The organism is Azospirillum sp. SYSU D00513, assembly GCF_017356015.1.
Classification (GTDB): domain Bacteria; phylum Pseudomonadota; class Alphaproteobacteria; order Azospirillales; family Azospirillaceae; genus Azospirillum.
In genome coordinates, this window is sequence record NZ_JAFIQV010000004.1 from 98,676 (window position 1) to 114,622 (window position 15,947).

Here is a 15,947-nt window from a genome sequence, read left to right on the forward strand (position 1 = left end):
GGGCGCCGCCGCGTGAAAGGTCCTTCGCCGCTATGGTCAGACGGTCGCCGCCACACCCGCGACCTCGTCGCCGATGCCGTTGTTCATGGCCCAGATGGCGGCCTGGGTGCGGTTGGACGCGTTGATCTTGCGCAGCAGGCTCTTCAGGTGGACCTTCACCGTCGCCTCGGTGATGCCGAGGTGGTTGGCGATCATCTTGTTCGAGCTGCCCTTCACCAGCGTCTGCAGGATCTGCATCTCGCGCTGCGACAGGCCCTTGCGGCCGCTCGGCTCCGGCTGAAGGTCACCGCGCCCGACGCCCGACAGCAGCAGTTCCGCGAGGTTGGTCGGGAAAACCTTCTCGCCCAGCAGCACGAGCTGCAACGACTGGAGCAGCGCCTCGCAGGCGATGTCCTTGACCAGATAGCCATGGACGCCCGCGCGCAGGGCGCCCGACAGGCGCTGGGTGCACAACTCGTTGCTCAGCACCACCGCACGGGCCTGCGGCGCCACGGAACGCAGAAGGGCGATCTCCTGCTCGGCCACGGACGCCACGTCCATGAGGACGAGTTCCGGCTGCTTGCCCGATGCGGCCAGCGCCGAGGTGGCTTCGTCCAACGTGCCGGCTTCTCCGATCACCGTGAAAGCCGTCCCCTCGAAGAGGCGCTTCAGCCCCTCACGGAAGAGCCGGTTCGAATCGATCAGAAACACGGTCGCGGGCTTCATGCTCTTCTCTCCAACTGTCTGGTTCGGCCGGCGCCATTCCGTGGTGCCTTGGCTCAATTCGCTCCGAAGGTGGTGCGCTCCGGCGTCGCCGCCGGTGCTTCGGGACCACTTCGACTGGCGCGAACCTTACTTGGAAGTTGATGGCCGCCATACCAGCCATAGGTAACGTTTTTAGAGGAATTAGTTCTAATTTTCCGGCAGCCGCGCCTGGTCGTCCTGCCTTGGTCCTATGACTCGGCTGTATTCGAAATAGACCCCTCAGGGACTGCCACTTTTGTTCCGTGACAATACTTGGGCATCGCGAGTGGAGTTGGCTGAACTGGACTTCCTTTTGCTCAACCGATGCGTTGAATGCACGCAGCGGTTTAGAATCCCATCGCCGTTCCGGTCTCAGGCTCCCGCCGGCTCGACCCAGCGCCCGCTGTCGAGGAAGCGCGCGACCTGTTCCACGTAGGGGGCGATGTCCAACCCGTTCTCCGCCAGCCATCCGTCATCGTAATAGGTGTGGAGGTAGCGCTCGCCCGGATCGCACAGCAGCGTGACGATGGATCCCGTCTCCCCGCGTCCGGCCATTTCCGCGGCCAGGCGGCACACACCGTAGAAGTTGGTGCCCGTCGAGCCGCCCGGCTTGCGGCCTAGCCGTTCCGCCAGCACGCGCATGGCACCGATGGAGGCCGCGTCCGGCACCCTCTCCATCCGGTCCACCACGCCGGGCACGAAGGACGGCTCGCAGCGCGGCCGGCCGATGCCCTCGATCCGCGACCCGACCCCGATGGTGATGTCCCGGCGCCCCTGGCGGTAGCTGTCGTAGAAGACGGAATTGGCGACGTCCACGACGCACAGCCGGGTGTCCACCTGCTTGTAGCGCACGTAGCGCCCGATGGTGGCCGAGGTGCCGCCGGTGCCGGCGCCCATCACCACCCATCGGGGGATGGGGAAGCGTTCGCGCTCCATCTGGCGGTAGATGGATTCCGCGATGTTGTTGTTGCCCCGCCAGTCCGTCGCCCGTTCCGCATAGGTGAACTGGTCCATGAAATGGCCGTTCCGCTCGCGGGCGAGCGCCTCCGACACGGTGTAGAGCGCCGCCGGGTCCTCCACGAAATGGCAGTCCCCGCCATAAAAGCGGATGGCCGCGACCTTTTCAGGCGAGGTGCGGCGGGGCATCACCGCGATGAAGGGGAGGTTCAGCATCCGGGCGAAATAGGCCTCCGACACGGCGGTGGAGCCCGAGGAGGCCTCGATCACCGTCGTCCCCTCGCGGATCCAGCCGTTGCAGATCGCGAACAGGAACAGCGACCGCGCCAGCCGGTGCTTCAGGCTTCCCGTGGGATGGGTGGATTCGTCCTTCAGATAGAGATCGATGCCCGGCAGCGCCGCGACCCCGTCCAGCCGGAACAGGTGCGTGTCCGCCGACCGGTGGAAATCCGCCTCGATCCTCTGAAGCGCCATGTTGGTCCAGGCCCGTGAATCCGCCACCACCGCATCCCATTCCGTCCGCCATCGTCGAGGCGGGCAATTTCACACAAATCCATGCGGTTATGGGAGGCTTTTCGGCGAGCGCCTTGCGGGAGAGATCGGATGCGGCCGGATAAGCTCCAGTTGGCAACAGAGCATCATGGACGGAGCAAGGTCGCTTTCAGGGATGCATTGCCGGGATCTCTATTGATCAAGCGCCGTCCCGCCTCCGAATGACCACCACCGTAGCTCGGAGCCGTTCTCGGCCATGGCATCAATTGCGCGAATGGCACGCTCAAGCAGCTTTTGCCAGTTTTGCAAGTTCACCCTCCAGCACGCCATTGGCTTCGCCGGTCAGGGCCTTGACCCTGGAATAGCTTTTCAGGAGCGCGTCGCTCGGGATGGCGTGATTCTGCGCAAATCCCAAGACGAGGTGCGGACGGACTTCGGTGAAGAAGGTCGCCAGATGAGGAAGCCACTCCTCGACATCCACATCCGTGATCATGGCGGCGAGCACCGGAGCGCTCAACGAGCGCTTCCAAGGCGCATTCACCGTTCCCGTCACGAGATTGTCGATGCTCTTCGTCTTCATGGAACCGCCGAATGCAAGCGATGCTTACCAATGTAAGCGAAGCTTACCTTACGACAAGCCGGGTGAGGCGGGCCAGCCTGGCGATGCGTCTTATGCCCGGGACATTGCGGAGCGTACAACCGCAGACCCTGTCGCTCCGGTGGCGCCCCGCCGTGCCCCATGCGGCTTTCCCCTGTTGTCCCCTCGACAGGACGGCGCCATCCAGGCAAGGGAACGGGAAAACAAAGCTAGGGAAGGGGCATGGAGAACCTGCTGTTTCAACTGCTTCCGCAGACCCCGCGTTCGACCTGGGTCCGTTATGGCATCACGCTGGCGGTGACGGGGGCCGCGACGCTTCTGCGCTACAGCCTGGAACCGGTCTTGAAGGGTTATCCCTTCCTTCTCTACATACCCGGCATCTTTCTCGTGTCGCTGCTGTTCGACCGCGCCTCGGGCTTCCTCGCGGTGATCCTGTCCGGCCTGCTGACGGCTTGGCTGTTCATCGAGCCGCGCGGCTCGCTTTGGATCGCGAACCAGGGGGAGCAGCTCGCCTTCATGATCTACATGGCCCTGGGCTTCGGCATCGCCGCAGTCACCGAGGCCCTGCGCAAGACGCTCAACAAGTTGCAGCAGGCGCTGGATAAGGTCGCCGCCTCGGACCGTGAGAAGGACCTGATGCTGAGCGAGGTCCATCACCGCATCCGCAACGACCTTCAGCTGATCTCCATCCAGCTGAGCCTCGCCGCCGACCGGCCCGAGCGGATGCAGTCCATCCTGAGCGGGACCGTGGAGCGCATCGGCGTCCTGGCGCGGGTCTATGGCCGGCTGCGCCGGGTGGAGAGCATGAGTCTCGTCAACGCCAGGGAGTTCCTGGAAAGCCTCGTCCAGGATCTCCAGCTCGGCATGGTGGGCGTGCGGCCGATCGCGCTCGGCGCCAGCGCCGAGGACGTCGAGCTGGACATGGGGGCCGCCATCGCCGTCGGCACCATCGCGAACGAACTCGTCACCAACGCCGTCAAATACGCCTTTCCCGGCAACCAGGCCGGCCGGGTCGATCTGACCTTCGCGCGGGAAGGGGAGGATTACGTGCTGACGGTCAGCGACGACGGGGCCGGCATCACCTCCGACCAGCCCAAGGGAACGGGGCTGGGGCGCCAGATCACCCAGCAGCTCGCCCAGCAGCTCCACGGCACGCTCGCCGTCCGACCGCGCCCGGGCGGAGGGGTGGACGCGGTCCTCCGTTTCCCCGCCCCGAAAAGCGGCGGGCCGGTGCGGGCGTCCTGAAGGGGAGGGGAGCGTCCGGAACGGCCGGGAAAGAATTGACTCGAAACCAACGCCCGGCCATGCTGCCCACGGGCGCGCGCCCGGTGAAAAGGTTCGATTCAATCCGTCGCAGCTTGTTGCAGATTGACGCGGATCCGGAACGGGCCCGCCGTCGTACGATCCCCGAAAAGCCCTTCCGTCCGGTAGCCGCATGAACGCCTCGCCTCACATCCTCATCGCGGAAGACGAAGACCTCGTCGCCCTCGCCCTGGCCGACCTCCTCCAGAACCAGGGCTACCGCGTCACCGTGGCCCACAACGGCAAGCAGGCCCTGGAGGCCGAGGAGCGGGAACCCGTGGACATTCTGCTGACGGACATGCGCATGCCGGTGATGGACGGCCGCGAACTGATCCGCCACGTGCGCCAGCGCCGCCCCGACCTTCCGGTTGTCGTGATGACCGGCTACAGCGAGAACATCCCCCGCGAAGAAGCCGGCCGCCTCGCCGTCCTGCGCAAGCCCTTTCCGCTGGGCAAGCTCGGCCACGTCCTGCAAACCCTGCTGCCGGGCGCCCTGCCGGAGAGCGCGGATTGAGGGAGGTCTTGCGGCATGTTGCGTGCCGAGAGCATGGTAGGCATCATTTCTCGAGTGGCTGGGGCCTGCTCTTGAACGCATCGCCGGCGCAAGCGGCAAGTTGCTGGACCGGATGAAAGCGCCTCGGTCTCGTTCAGTCCGGAGTGCGGCCACGATCCAATCCTGCGAGGACAATTTTTACAACGCTCTGGAAGGTCGTCCTCGACTGCCGATAGCAGCAATTGTATGATATATTCATTGCTCCGATTTGTTGTGTGAAAATTCCCCTAATTGCAACATCATTGTGGCCGGATTTGTATTCATGAATGCAGAGGATTTGCTGGAGCAAGGATACGCCGCGCTCGCCGTGGGCGGGCGGTTGGAAGAGGCTGAGCTTTGCTTCCAACGTTGCCTTGATGTTCAGGCCGGCGATCCGGCGGCCTTGACCGGCTGGGGAGTGGTTCAGAGAGCGTTGGGTCGTCCGGCTAGAGCCCTGAACGCGTTCCGCCAAGCCGTCATTGCCACCCCTGCCTTCGCGGACGCATGGGCGCAAATGGGAACGACCTTGAGGGTGCTCAATGACCTGAAAGCATCGGGCGAAGTGCTTGAGCGTGCGCTCGCGCTCGAACCCGGGCACAGCTATGCATGCAGCAATCTGGATGTTCTGAGCAACTTTCATCGTCGGGATGAATGCGTGTTCCTGGACTATAGGCCCCGCCCGAAAGTCCGCTATGGCCATGGACAGCCCCGGCATGGCCGACTTGCCGAGTTGTTGGCCGATGAAGCAGACAACTATCAAGAATATTTTTCGTCGCTTCTGAGGCTTGCCGCGACCTTGGCGGAACTGCCCAAGGACGCTGATCCCGAGCAGCCGCAACGGCCATGGTGGAACAACCCCTGGTTTCCGCCTTTCGACGCCGCCATGTTGTGCGCGATGATTGCACGTCACAAACCACGCCGATTGCTTGAAATCGGATCCGGCATGTCGACGCGTTTCGCCCGGTGGAGTATCGGGCGCTTTGCAACAGGCACATATCTCGAGTCAATTGATCCTGAACCGCGGGCCGAAATTGATGCTCTTTGCGATCGGGTGGTCAGGTGTCGGCTTGAGGATTCTGATATCGATCACTTCTCTGCCCTGGCAGCGGAGGACATCGTCTTTTTTGACGGCTCACATCGCTCCTTCCAGAACAGTGACGTGACCGTGTTCTTTATGGATGTGATGCCGAACCTCGCGTCCGGAGTTATCATCCATATTCACGACATATTCCTGCCATTTGACTATCCTCCGGATTGGACAGGGCGCCTGTACAACGAGCAATATTTATTGGCTTCAATGCTCCTGGCAGGCCAAACGCGGTATCGAATCCTATGGCCCGGCGCTTTCGTCGCCGATCTCTTGCCCTTCGGCGAAGGGCAGCACCCGACTGTTGCCGACCGTTTCGGTGATCGCGGCGGATCGTTCTGGCTTCAGGTGAAATGATGCATTTGGGCCGGATCCTACGCGCGGGGCGCCCGATAGCCCGGCTGGCATTCAAGTCTCGATAAAAGTTCCCGGTTTGCACACTCAGGTTGATTCATGAGGCCAAGCTTATGGCCAAGGCTTTGCCTTTTTTCCGCTAGACGGGCATCCACTTGGATTGATAATTGGCGTACGGGATGGGCGCTGTCGCATGTTTTGATGCCCCGCTGCATCTTTCCACACCACAGCGCCCGGCTTCCCCAGGTGAACATGCGCCAAAACAACATTCAGGCTTCATGTCCATGCGGCGACGCCCGCTTTTATTGTTCCCTCAAAGCGTCACGAACCAAGTATCCGATACGGTCGTGGGATTGATCCCGTAAAGCGTTAGCGTACCGGACGTGGAGAAAATCAGCACTGCGGGATCAAACGCTAACAGGCCCTAAGCTCCTCATTTTAAAAGCAATTCGCCTCTTCCGGCCCATTGTGCGGCAGGCGTTTCCAGCACAATTCGTCCAACGCTGCACAACGCAAGCCATGCGCCCGGCGCATGGCGCTGCCTGGGGGGCTTGTCACGTCGGGTCCCCTAGCCGCCCTTCGTCCCGATCTGCTATGGGTTCGCCCTTTCCCGTGGCACCCTGGGCAGCATGACCGACGCACCTCCTCCCTTCCTCAACGTCGCCCGATCCCTCTCCGGCAAGCGCTGGCAGGCGCGGGCCTGCGACGAGCGGCTGGCCTGGGCGCTGACGCAGGGGCGGGGGCTGCCGGAGATCGTCGGGCGGGTGCTCGCGGCCCGTGGCGTGACGGAGGAGAGCTGCGACGGCTTCCTCAATCCCACCCTGAAGTCGCTGCTGCCCGACCCCTCCCGCTTCAAGGACATGGACCGGGCGGCCGAGCGCATCGCCCGCGCGGTCATGGACGGGGAGCCGGTCGCCGTCTTCGGCGACTATGACGTGGACGGGGCGACCTCCTCGGCGCTGATGCGGCGTTTCTTCCGGGCGGTCGGCGCCGACGTGCGCATCTACATCCCCGACCGCATCGCCGAGGGCTACGGCCCGAACGGGCCGGCGCTGCTGCGGCTGAAGGCCGAGGGCGTGCGGCTGGTGGTGACGGTGGATTGCGGCATCTCCGCCTTCGCCGCGCTTGAGGCGGCGGCGGGCGCCGGGCTCGACGTCGTCGTGCTCGACCACCACGCGGCGGAGCCGCGCCTGCCACCGGCCGTGGCGCTGGTCAACCCGAACCGGTTGGACGAGGACGGCGCCTACCGCACCCTCTGCGCGGCGGGGGTGACCTTCCTGGCGGTGGTGGCGGTCAACCGCCTGCTGCGCGCCGCCGGATTCTACAAGGACCGGGCGGAGCCGAACCTCATGGAATGGCTCGACCTCGTGGCGCTCGGCACGGTGTGCGACGTGGTGCCGCTGGTCGGGCTGAACCGGGCGCTGGTCTCACAGGGGCTGAAGGTCATGGCGCGCCGCGCCAACCCCGGCCTGACCGCGCTGGCCGACGTCGCCGGGGCGAAGGACCGGCCCGACGCCTACCAGGCCGGCTATGTGCTGGGGCCGCGCGTCAACGCCGGCGGGCGCGTCGGCGCGTCGGACCTCGGCGCTCGGCTGCTCTCCACCGACGATCCCATCGAGGCGATGGAGCTGGCCCAGAAGCTGGAGGCCCACAACGCCGAGCGCCGCACCGTCGAGGCCGCCGTGCTGGAGGAGGCGCTGGCCGGCATCGATTCCCATGCCGGCGAGCGGGCGGAGCTGGTCTACGCCGTCGGCCATGGCTGGCACCCCGGCGTCATCGGCATCGTCGCCGCCCGGCTGAAGGAGCGCTACAGCCGCCCGGCCTGCGTCATCGCCATGGTGCCGGGGCCGGACGGCACGCTGGTCGGCAAGGCGTCGGGGCGCTCGGTGCGCGGCGTGGACCTAGGCGCGGCCGTGATCGCCGCCCGGCAGGAGGGGCTGCTGATCGCCGGCGGCGGCCACCGCATGGCGGCGGGCTTCACCGTGGCGGAGGACAAGCTGGAGGCGCTCCGCGAATTCCTCACCGGCCGCATCGCCGAGGAGGTCGCCGCCGCCCCGCTGGTGCCGACGCTGGAGCTGGACGGGGCTCTGTCGGTCGGGGCCGCCAACGCCCGGCTGGTGGACACGCTCGACAAGCTCGGCCCCTACGGCACCGGCAACGCCGAGCCGCGCTTCGCGCTGGCCGACGCCCGCGTGCTGCGCGCCGACGTGGTGGGGGAGAAGCATGTCCGCTGCATCCTCCAGGGCAGCGACGGCGCCCGGCTGAACGCCATCGCCTTCCGGGCGCTCGACAACGAGCTGGGCAAGGGGCTGCTGCACGGGCGCGGCTCCCCCTTCCACCTCGCCGGCGTGCTGCGGGTCAACCGCTGGAATGGGACGGAGAGCATCCAACTCCTGATCGACGACGCGGCCCCGGCGCAGTAGGGGCCGCCGCTTTACACCCACTGATTTACGGTTGAAGCCGCCGCCCCGCTCCGTCACCCTGGAACCGGAATTCGAAGGAAGGAGCAGGGCGATGGCTGCGTCGCGCGACGATCTGAAGAAGCGCATCGGTCAGGCGCTGGGCGAGACCAAGGCTGATCTCGTCATCAAGGACACCCGTTTCCTGAACGTCGTGACGGGCGAGATCGCGAAGGGCGACATCGCCGTCTGCGGCGACCGCATAGTCGGCACCTACGACGGGTATGACGGGGTGGAGGAGATCGACGGGCGCGGCCTGACCGTCGTGCCGGGCTTCATCGACACCCACGTCCATTGCGAATCCACCTGCGTCACCCCGCAGGAGTTCGACCGTTGCGTCCTGCCGCGCGGCACCACGACCGCCGTCTGCGACCCGCACGAGATTTGCAACGTGCTGGGCGAACAGGGGCTCCAGTATTTCCTCGACAGCGCGCTCGGCACCGTCATGGACCTGCGGGTGCAGCTCTCCTCCTGCGTGCCGGCGACCGATCTGGAGACCTCCGGCGGGCGGCTGGAGGCCGAGGACCTCGTCCGTCACAAGGACCACCCGAAGGTCATCGGGCTGGCCGAGTTCATGAACTTCCCCGGCGTCTTCCACAAGACGGACTCCGTGCTCGACAAGCTCGCCGCCTTCGACGGGCGGCACATCGACGGGCATGCCCCGCTGGTGCGCGGGCGGGAGCTGAACGCGCTGCTGTCCTGCGGCATCCGCAACTGCCACGAGACGACCAGCGCCGGCGAGGCGATGGAGAAGCTGCGCAAGGGCATGCAGGTGCTGATCCGCGACGGCTCCGTGTCGAAGGACGTGCACGCGCTGGCGGAGATCATCCAGCCGGAGACCTCCCCCTTCCTCGGATTCTGCACCGACGACCGCAACCCCTTGGACATCGCCGAGGAGGGGCACATGGACCACCTCATCCGCACGGCGATCCGGCTCGGCGCGCCCGTGGCCCATGTCTACCGGGCGGCGACCTGGTCGGCGGCGCGCGGCTTCGGCCTGCACGACCGCGGCCTCGTGGCGCCGGGCCAGCGCGCCGACCTCGTCCTGCTCGACGACCTGGAAAGCTGCGCCGTGAACCGGGTGATCCGCAACGGCCGCGTCGTGACCCCGGACCGCTTCGAGGGGCTGCCGTCCGTGCAGCCGGTCGGGCTCCATTCCGTGAAGCTCGACCCGGTGTCGGTGGAGGATTTCCGCCTGCCCGGCACGGTCGGCACCCAGTCGGTCATCGGCGTGCTGCCCGGCAAGATCCTGACCGAGCATCTGCGGCTCGACGTGGCCGCCAGGGACGGCGAGCTGGTCGGCGACGTCGAGCGGGACATCCTGAAGATCTGCGTCTTCGCCCGCCACGGCACCAACCGCAACATCGGCCGCGGCTTCGCGAAGGGCTTCGAGCTGAAGGCCGGGGCGCTGGCCTCCTCCGTCGGGCACGACAGCCACAACATCTGCACGGTCGGCACCAATGACGCGGACATGGCCATTGCGGTCAACCGGCTGATCGAACTCCAGGGCGGCTTCGTCGCCGTGCGCGACGGCAAGGTGGTGGGCGAGCTGGCCCTGCCGCTCGCCGGGCTGATGAGCCTCCAGCCCTTCGAGACCGTCGAGCACGACCTGCGGGCGCTCCGCCAGTCCGTGAGGGAGATGGGCTGCCCCCTGGCCGAGCCCTTCCTCCAGCTCGCCTTCCTGCCCCTGCCGGTCATCCCGCACCTGAAGATCACCGACCTCGGCCTCGTGGACGTGGACCGCTTCGAGCTGATCGCGGCGTAGGCCGAGGGGGCAGGGCGGGCCGGCAGGAAACTCCCGCCGGGGTGCAGATTTTGCCCCGGTGCCGGGACCGCCCTCCGGCTAAGACCCGGAAATCCGAGGGTCTTTCCCTGGCTCGCTTCCTGCATCGGACGTCTGCAGGACGTTTCGGTGCGAGAGGAGCGGGCGATGGCCGGCATTTCGGGTTTGGGCAGCGTCGCGGGCATGGCGCAGAGCCTGCAGCAGTCGATCGACGCCGCGATGAAGCGCGTGCAGGATCAGGCCCAGCAGGAAGCCGCCGCCGCGAAGCCCGCCGGCGAGGTCGAGGCCTTCGAGCAGACCGTCAACAAGTCCAAGCTCAACGCCGCGATGTTCGCCACGAACATCGGCACCCTGACGAAGGACAGCACCCGGCTGAACGTCTTCAGCTCGCTGGCCGCGAGCGACCCGGCGGATTTCTACAAATTCTCCGTCACGACCAAGGGCGAGGCCACCATCGGCCGCGTCGGCGACAGCGGCGTGCGCGTCCAGCTCCTGAACCGCACCGGGACCGTGATCGCCGACAGCGACGAGGGAGCGGGCGCCGCCCATGACGCCTACAAGCAGTTGGAGAAGGGGGAGCTGACGCTCGAGAAGGGCGACTATACCCTGCGTGTCGCCCGCGACCGGAACCTGCCCCTGGCGGAGGCCAAGTCGGACAAGAACTACGGCGTCCAGTTCAGCATGGGCACCTACGCCAAGGACTACGACACCATCGCCAAGCAGCCGGCCAAGGGCGACAACCCCTTCCAGAACAACCCGGAACTCAAGTCGCTGGGTGCGCTGCTGACCACCGGCGGCACCGCCGGCCGCCTCGGCCTCCTGCTGGGCGAGGGAACGGGCTCGACGGCGCGCGGCTCTCTCATCAACGGTCTGTTCTGAACCCAGGCATCAGCGCCGGACCGGACGTTCCCCGGCCTCGTCCCAGCGCCAGTCCGGCGCGCCCGGGCCGATGCGCACGCCGCCAACCCAGCGCTCCGGCGGACCCATGGACAGCCAGTCCAACTCGCCCCGCAGGAGCGCCCGTCCCGCCGCCGTAATCTCCAGCCGCCGGTCCGGCCAGCGCACCTCCGGTCCGGCATCGGGCATCGTGAAGGCGGGCTCGCGCGCCCGCGCCATGCCTTCGACCACCGCCAGGAACATGACGTCGCCCAGCCAGGGCAGGGGCTCCCGCTCCCGCGTCAGCCGGGCGAAGAGCTGCCCGACCGTCAGCGGTGCGGCCTCGATCAGGTCGAGCGTCAGCCGTTCCGTCAGCGACAAGCCGTCCCCAGTCCAGGGCAGCTCCCGCAGGTGACGGCGGAGCGCGCCGGGCAGGTCCGGAAGCCCGGCGCACTCCGATGCGGCGAGGGCCGCCAGCCCGGTCGGGTCGGCTCTCCGCAGGGCATTCCAGGCGCGCACGCCAATGGCGAGTTCGGCTTTGCCCAGGGGGCGCCGCTCCGGCCACAGCACGCGCAGGGCTTCCGGCGGCAACTGGCCCAGCCCGATGAAGCGTGCGGCTCCCGGAAACCGGTCGATCGACACCAACTCCAGGACGGCCGGCGCGCCGGTCTCCGCGAACAACGCGAGGCAGCGGGCGAGCGTGAGCTGGTCGTAGCTGTCATGCTCGCACCAGACCACGACCCGCTCGTACTCCGCGGCGGCCCGCGCCAGCGCCTCCTCCTCCCGCCGCAGCCGGTCGGCGGCGGCCTCCTCCGACAGCCCCATGACCCCGCCATAGGCCCCGGCGATGAAGCGCGCCCGCACGGCGTCGAGGTCCGGCCCGTCCGGCACCGGCCCCTGGCAGTAGGGGTCGGAATGCTCCAGGAAGTCGCCGGTGAAGCCGGCCTCGATCAGCGAAGCCCGGATGTCGGACCCGCATCGGACATGCAGTGTCCGCATCCCGCCGTCCGGCGCCGACCCGCCGATGGCGGCCCGCTCCCGCCCCATCGCCTCGACATGCGCCCGTAGCCGAGGCCAACTCGGGCTGCCGAGTTCGCGGGCTATTACGAACTGCGCGTCGGAGAGCCGCGCCTGCGCGGGATCCCGCTGGGGGTGAGCCTGCCAGCGCGCCAGGGCCGCCGGCTCCCCGGCGCGCAGGTCGCGGAGAAGCTCCTTGGCCCGCTTGCGCTGCTGTTCGAGGTCGAGGCGGAACGGCGCCTCGGGCCGGCCGGATCGGTCGGTCATGGCAATCCCTTTTCATCCACGTCCGTGTCCGCCGTCAGACAGAAAAGGGAAGGCGAGGGCGATCCCATGCTGTGGTTGCGGGCGCAGCCCTTTCCGCGGACGTGGTGGGGTCAACCGAACCCGCGCCGATGGTCCGGCAGGCCGGTCCGGCTGTCAACAGCGGGATCGTTATCGGGAAAATCGGGGTTTCAGTCCCGCCCCGGCTCCCAGCCCTCCGGCGCCATCTCGAAGCCGGCGAATTCGAAGGCGGGGGAGACGGTGCAGCCGACCAGGACCCAGCCCGCCAGGGGGCGCGCTGCCTGCCAGGCGTGGGCCGGGACGACGCCCTGGGGGCGCTCGCCCGCCGCCAGGTCCATGCCGAGGATCAGGCGGGACACCGCCCGCCCGTCCTCGGAGATGGACAGCTCCAGCGGCCCGCCGGCGTGCCAGTGCCACATCTCCACCGCGTCCACCCGGTGCCAGTGCGACCGCTCGCCCGCGCGCAGCAGGAAAAAGATGCCGGTCTTGGCACCGCGCCCGCCGCCGTCCGGCCGGTCCCGGTAGGTCTCCACATAATGGCCGCCCTCCGGGTGGGGGCTCATGCCGAGCGTCTCGATGATGCGGTCGGGGTCGAGCATGGCGGGCTCCCTGGTGTTCTTGCGGACTCAGGCGGCCGGCACGGTGCGGCGGAAGCTGTCGCGGTCGCTGGCGCGCTCGAACCAGGCGGCCAGCGCCGGGCGGCCCTTGCGCCACTCCTCCGCCGCGTAGCGGAAATCGAGATAGCCGAGCGTCGCCAGGATGGCGACGGTGCCGATGGTGAGGCTGTCGCCCAGGCTGCCGGCCTCCGCCTCCATGCCGTCGAGCGAGCGTTCCATGGCGGCGCGCTGGCGCTCGATCCAGGAGGGGGACTTTTCGCCCTCGGGCCGCATGCCCTCGCGCAGCCGCAGGATCGCCGCATCGCAGAGCCCGTCGGCGAGCGCCTGCTGGCGCAACGCCGCCCAACGCGCCGGGCCGGTCGGCGGGAACAGGCGCGGGCCGTCGTGCAGCGTGTCCAGATACTCCGCGATCACCGGGCTGTCGTAGAGGGCCGTCCCGTCCTCCAGCACCAGGGCCGGCACCTTGCTCAAGGGGTTGTCCTTGATCAGGTCGGTGTCCGGCGCCCAGGCGTTGGTCGGGACTGCCTCGACGGAGCCTTCCAGCCCGCATTCGATGGCCACCATCATGACCTTGCGGACGAAGGGGGAGGTGGGGCTGTGGCGCAGCTTCATCATGTCGGGGACCTTTGCGTCTCGTTGTTTTCGTGGGATTGCGGGCGGGGGCTCAGCCCCGGAACACGTCCTTGCGGCGGCGGATTTCGGCGAACACCTCGGTCGGGGCCGCGCCGCTCATGCCGACGGCGGCCTGCACCGACGGCTGGTCGGCGCGCAGGAAGGGGTTGGTGCGAACCTCCTCCTCCAGGGTGGAGGGGACGGTGGGCTCGCCCCGCGCGCGCTGCGCCTCGACGCGGGCGACGCGGGCGTGCAGCTCGCGGTTCTCCGGATCGACCGTCACCGCGAAGCGGGCGTTGGACAGGGTGTATTCATGGCCGCAATAGACCCGCGTGGCGCCGGGCAGCGCCCGCAGCTTGAACAGCGAGGTCCACATCTGCGTCGGCGTGCCCTCGAACAGCCGGCCGCAGCCCAGCGCGAACAGCGTGTCACCGCTGAACAGCGCCCCCGCCGTCTCGAACCAGAAGGCGATGTGGCCGGAGGTGTGGCCCGGCGTCTCGAACACGCGCGCGGTCTGCGACCCGAAACGGACCGAATCGCCTTCCCCGACGGTCGCGTCCATGTCCGGGATGCGGGCCGATTCGGCGCGCGGGCCGATCAGCGTGGCACCAAAACGCTGTTTCAGCGTTTGATTTCCGCCGATGTGGTCGCCGTGATGGTGGGTGTTGAGGATGTGGGTGAGTTTCAGGCCCAGCCGGTCCAGCGCCGCCAGGACCGGCTCCGCCTCGCCGGGATCGACCACCCCGACCGCTCCGCTGGCCGGATCGCTGATGAGATAGACGTAATTGTCCGAAAGAGCCGGAATCAGATGGACGTCCATGACCTCTCGCCCTCCCCCCGTTGATCTGTGATATGGTTGGAGCATCATGTACACCGATATCGTCGATCTGCGGGAGTTCTATGAATCCGGCCTGGGGCAGGTGGCGCGGCGGATGATCCGCCGCCGCATCCGCACCCTGTGGCCGGACGTGCGCGGGCAGATCGTGCTGGGCATCGGCTACGCCACCCCCTACCTGCGGCCCTTCCGCGACGAGGCCGACCGGGTGCTCGCCGTCATGCCGGCGAGCCAGGGCGTGTCCTACTGGCCGCGCGAGGGTCCCGGCATGGTGGCGCTCGGCGACGAGGCGGAACTGCCGCTCGCCGACATGTCGGTGGACCGCGTGCTGCTCGTCCATGGGCTGGAGGGCACCGAACAGCTCCGCCCGATGATGCGGGAGATCTGGCGCGTGCTGGCCGGCGGCGGGCGCGTGCTGGTGGTCGTGCCGAACCGGCGCGGCCTGTGGGCGCGCGCCGACTGGACGCCCTTCGGGCACGGCTTCCCCTATTCGGGCTCGCAGCTCAAACAGGTGCTGCGCGACACCATGTTCGTGCCGGAGCGCACCGGCCACGCCCTGTTCATCCCGCCGCTGCGCTCGCGCTTCCTGCTGAGCACCGCGCCGGCCTGGGAAGAGGCGGGAGAGCGCTGGTTCAAGGCCTTCGCCGGCGTGACGATGATCGAGGCGTCGAAGCAGATCTTTGCCGGGGTGGCGCGCAAGGCGCAGCCGGTGCGCCGCCGGCTGATCGTGCCGCTGCCCGGCGGGGCCGCCGCCGCGCGCCGGCAGGTGATCCTGCCGTCGAAGGACGGTTCGGCGGAGTGATGCGGAACGGGCACGGGTTGCGGGGTGTCGCATGGCGGAACAGGGTGAAGGTGTGAGCGTCCTGGTGGCGCCCGGGCTCGGCGGTTCGGGGGCGGACCACTGGCAGGGCTGGCTGCAAGCCCGCCATCCCGCCTTCCGCCGCGTCGAGCAGCGGGACTGGGACGCGCCGGTGCTGCAGGAGTGGGTCGCGGCCCTGGAGGCCGAGGTCGCGGCGGCCCCCGCGCCCGTCGTCCTCGTCGCCCACAGCCTCGCCTGCATCCTGGTGGCCCATTGGGCGAAGAGCGGTTCGACGGGCAAGATCGCGGCGGCCCTGCTGGTTGCCCCGCCGGATGTCGAATCGGCCGAGCACACCCCGCCCTCGGTCCACGGCTTCGCGCCCGTGCCGGCGGACCCGCTGCCTTTCCGCACGGTCGTGCTGGGCAGCCGCAACGATCCCTACTGCACCGCCATGCGCGCCTGCGCCTTTGCCGCCGGCTGGGGCGCCGACTTCATCGACTCGGGCGAGGTGGGCCACATCAACACGGAGGCCGGCTTCGGCCCCTGGCCCGAGGGCGAACGTCTCGTGCAGGACCTCGTCAGGGACGCTTCCGCCTGACCGGCCGGGAGAATGGGCCGG

Annotated in this window: 15 protein-coding genes; 8 read left to right on the forward strand and 7 right to left on the reverse strand. The window is 67.9% G+C overall.

Features of this window, described 5'->3' with window-relative positions; translation table 11 throughout:
* Positions 1-36: 36 nt before the first annotated feature.
* The 3 genes from JUB11_RS04570 to JUB11_RS04580 all read right to left on the reverse strand — a co-directional run bounded on the left by JUB11_RS04570 (position 37) and on the right by JUB11_RS04580 (position 2,752).
* The gene (locus JUB11_RS04570) at positions 37-705 is read right to left on the reverse strand and encodes a response regulator transcription factor (RefSeq protein ID WP_207456545.1); all 669 of its coding nucleotides are present in this window, start codon (positions 703-705) and stop codon (positions 37-39) included.
* A gap of 390 nt (positions 706-1,095) precedes the next feature.
* Positions 1,096-2,154: a PLP-dependent cysteine synthase family protein gene (locus tag JUB11_RS04575; protein WP_207456860.1), complete on the reverse strand. Its 1,059-nt coding sequence runs from the start codon at positions 2,152-2,154 to the stop codon at positions 1,096-1,098.
* Between the two features lie 301 nt (positions 2,155-2,455).
* A complete protein-coding gene (locus tag JUB11_RS04580) occupies positions 2,456-2,752 on the reverse strand; it encodes a hypothetical protein (protein ID WP_207456547.1) in 297 nt (98 codons plus the stop codon).
* A gap of 240 nt (positions 2,753-2,992) precedes the next feature.
* Here JUB11_RS04580 and JUB11_RS04585 point away from each other — a divergent pair, with 240 nt between their 5' ends.
* From JUB11_RS04585 to JUB11_RS04610, 6 genes are all read left to right on the forward strand, one after another.
* A complete protein-coding gene (locus JUB11_RS04585; protein ID WP_207456549.1) occupies positions 2,993-4,015 on the forward strand; it encodes a DUF4118 domain-containing protein in 1,023 nt (340 codons plus the stop codon).
* Between the two features lie 190 nt (positions 4,016-4,205).
* Complete coding sequence (locus JUB11_RS04590; RefSeq protein WP_207456551.1) at positions 4,206-4,586, forward strand: response regulator; 381 nt, start codon at positions 4,206-4,208, stop codon at positions 4,584-4,586.
* A 301-nt stretch (positions 4,587-4,887) separates the two neighbouring features.
* Positions 4,888-6,048, forward strand: coding sequence for a class I SAM-dependent methyltransferase (locus JUB11_RS04595; protein ID WP_207456554.1), 1,161 nt, complete (start codon positions 4,888-4,890; stop codon positions 6,046-6,048).
* A 626-nt stretch (positions 6,049-6,674) separates the two neighbouring features.
* Positions 6,675-8,468 (forward strand): single-stranded-DNA-specific exonuclease RecJ, encoded by a 1,794-nt coding sequence (gene recJ, locus JUB11_RS04600; protein WP_207456556.1) that lies wholly within the window; start codon positions 6,675-6,677, stop codon positions 8,466-8,468.
* A 91-nt stretch (positions 8,469-8,559) separates the two neighbouring features.
* A complete protein-coding gene (gene ade, locus JUB11_RS04605) occupies positions 8,560-10,269 on the forward strand; it encodes an adenine deaminase (protein ID WP_207456558.1) in 1,710 nt (569 codons plus the stop codon).
* 165 nt (positions 10,270-10,434) lie between these two features.
* Positions 10,435-11,166 carry a hypothetical protein gene (locus JUB11_RS04610; protein ID WP_207456560.1) on the forward strand — a complete coding sequence of 244 codons (732 nt, stop codon included), beginning with the start codon at positions 10,435-10,437 and terminating at the stop codon, positions 11,164-11,166.
* 9 nt (positions 11,167-11,175) lie between these two features.
* Here the strand turns inward: JUB11_RS04610 and JUB11_RS04615 are convergent, their stop codons facing one another.
* The 4 genes from JUB11_RS04615 to gloB form a co-directional block, all read right to left on the reverse strand.
* Positions 11,176-12,447, reverse strand: coding sequence for a DUF1835 domain-containing protein (locus JUB11_RS04615; RefSeq protein WP_247886841.1), 1,272 nt, complete (start codon positions 12,445-12,447; stop codon positions 11,176-11,178).
* A 188-nt stretch (positions 12,448-12,635) separates the two neighbouring features.
* Entirely contained in the window at positions 12,636-13,064 is a 429-nt protein-coding gene (locus tag JUB11_RS04620) for a cupin domain-containing protein (RefSeq protein WP_207456562.1), read from the reverse strand.
* Positions 13,065-13,091: 27 nt separating this feature from the next.
* A complete protein-coding gene (locus JUB11_RS04625) occupies positions 13,092-13,694 on the reverse strand; it encodes a glutathione S-transferase N-terminal domain-containing protein (protein ID WP_207456864.1) in 603 nt (200 codons plus the stop codon).
* Positions 13,695-13,746: 52 nt separating this feature from the next.
* Positions 13,747-14,514: a hydroxyacylglutathione hydrolase gene (gene gloB, locus JUB11_RS04630; protein ID WP_207456564.1), complete on the reverse strand. Its 768-nt coding sequence runs from the start codon at positions 14,512-14,514 to the stop codon at positions 13,747-13,749.
* Positions 14,515-14,560: 46 nt separating this feature from the next.
* Between gloB and JUB11_RS04635 the strand changes: the two genes are divergently transcribed.
* Both JUB11_RS04635 and JUB11_RS04640 read left to right on the forward strand, forming a co-directional pair.
* The gene (locus tag JUB11_RS04635) at positions 14,561-15,331 is read left to right on the forward strand and encodes a methyltransferase domain-containing protein (protein ID WP_207456566.1); all 771 of its coding nucleotides are present in this window, start codon (positions 14,561-14,563) and stop codon (positions 15,329-15,331) included.
* Positions 15,332-15,362: 31 nt separating this feature from the next.
* On the forward strand, positions 15,363-15,926 hold the full coding sequence (locus JUB11_RS04640; RefSeq protein ID WP_207456568.1) for an alpha/beta hydrolase: 564 nt from the start codon (positions 15,363-15,365) through the stop codon (positions 15,924-15,926).
* Positions 15,927-15,947: the final 21 nt, after the last annotated feature.

Excerpts from the sequence above, each read along its gene's own strand:
- JUB11_RS04570 (WP_207456545.1), bottom strand. The coding sequence starts at position 705 with ATGAAGCCCGCGACCGTGTTTCTGATCGATTCGAACCGGCTCTTCCGT.
- JUB11_RS04575 (WP_207456860.1), bottom strand. The coding sequence starts at position 2,154 with ATGGCGCTTCAGAGGATCGAGGCGGATTTCCACCGGTCGGCGGACACG.
- JUB11_RS04580 (WP_207456547.1), bottom strand. The coding sequence starts at position 2,752 with ATGAAGACGAAGAGCATCGACAATCTCGTGACGGGAACGGTGAATGCG.
- JUB11_RS04585 (WP_207456549.1), top strand. The coding sequence starts at position 2,993 with ATGGAGAACCTGCTGTTTCAACTGCTTCCGCAGACCCCGCGTTCGACC.
- JUB11_RS04590 (WP_207456551.1), top strand. The coding sequence starts at position 4,206 with ATGAACGCCTCGCCTCACATCCTCATCGCGGAAGACGAAGACCTCGTC.
- JUB11_RS04595 (WP_207456554.1), top strand. The coding sequence starts at position 4,888 with ATGAATGCAGAGGATTTGCTGGAGCAAGGATACGCCGCGCTCGCCGTG.
- recJ (WP_207456556.1), top strand. The coding sequence starts at position 6,675 with ATGACCGACGCACCTCCTCCCTTCCTCAACGTCGCCCGATCCCTCTCC.
- ade (WP_207456558.1), top strand. The coding sequence starts at position 8,560 with ATGGCTGCGTCGCGCGACGATCTGAAGAAGCGCATCGGTCAGGCGCTG.
- JUB11_RS04610 (WP_207456560.1), top strand. The coding sequence starts at position 10,435 with ATGGCCGGCATTTCGGGTTTGGGCAGCGTCGCGGGCATGGCGCAGAGC.
- JUB11_RS04615 (WP_247886841.1), bottom strand. The coding sequence starts at position 12,447 with ATGACCGACCGATCCGGCCGGCCCGAGGCGCCGTTCCGCCTCGACCTC.
- JUB11_RS04620 (WP_207456562.1), bottom strand. The coding sequence starts at position 13,064 with ATGCTCGACCCCGACCGCATCATCGAGACGCTCGGCATGAGCCCCCAC.
- JUB11_RS04625 (WP_207456864.1), bottom strand. The coding sequence starts at position 13,694 with ATGAAGCTGCGCCACAGCCCCACCTCCCCCTTCGTCCGCAAGGTCATG.
- gloB (WP_207456564.1), bottom strand. The coding sequence starts at position 14,514 with ATGGACGTCCATCTGATTCCGGCTCTTTCGGACAATTACGTCTATCTC.
- JUB11_RS04635 (WP_207456566.1), top strand. The coding sequence starts at position 14,561 with ATGTACACCGATATCGTCGATCTGCGGGAGTTCTATGAATCCGGCCTG.
- JUB11_RS04640 (WP_207456568.1), top strand. The coding sequence starts at position 15,363 with ATGGCGGAACAGGGTGAAGGTGTGAGCGTCCTGGTGGCGCCCGGGCTC.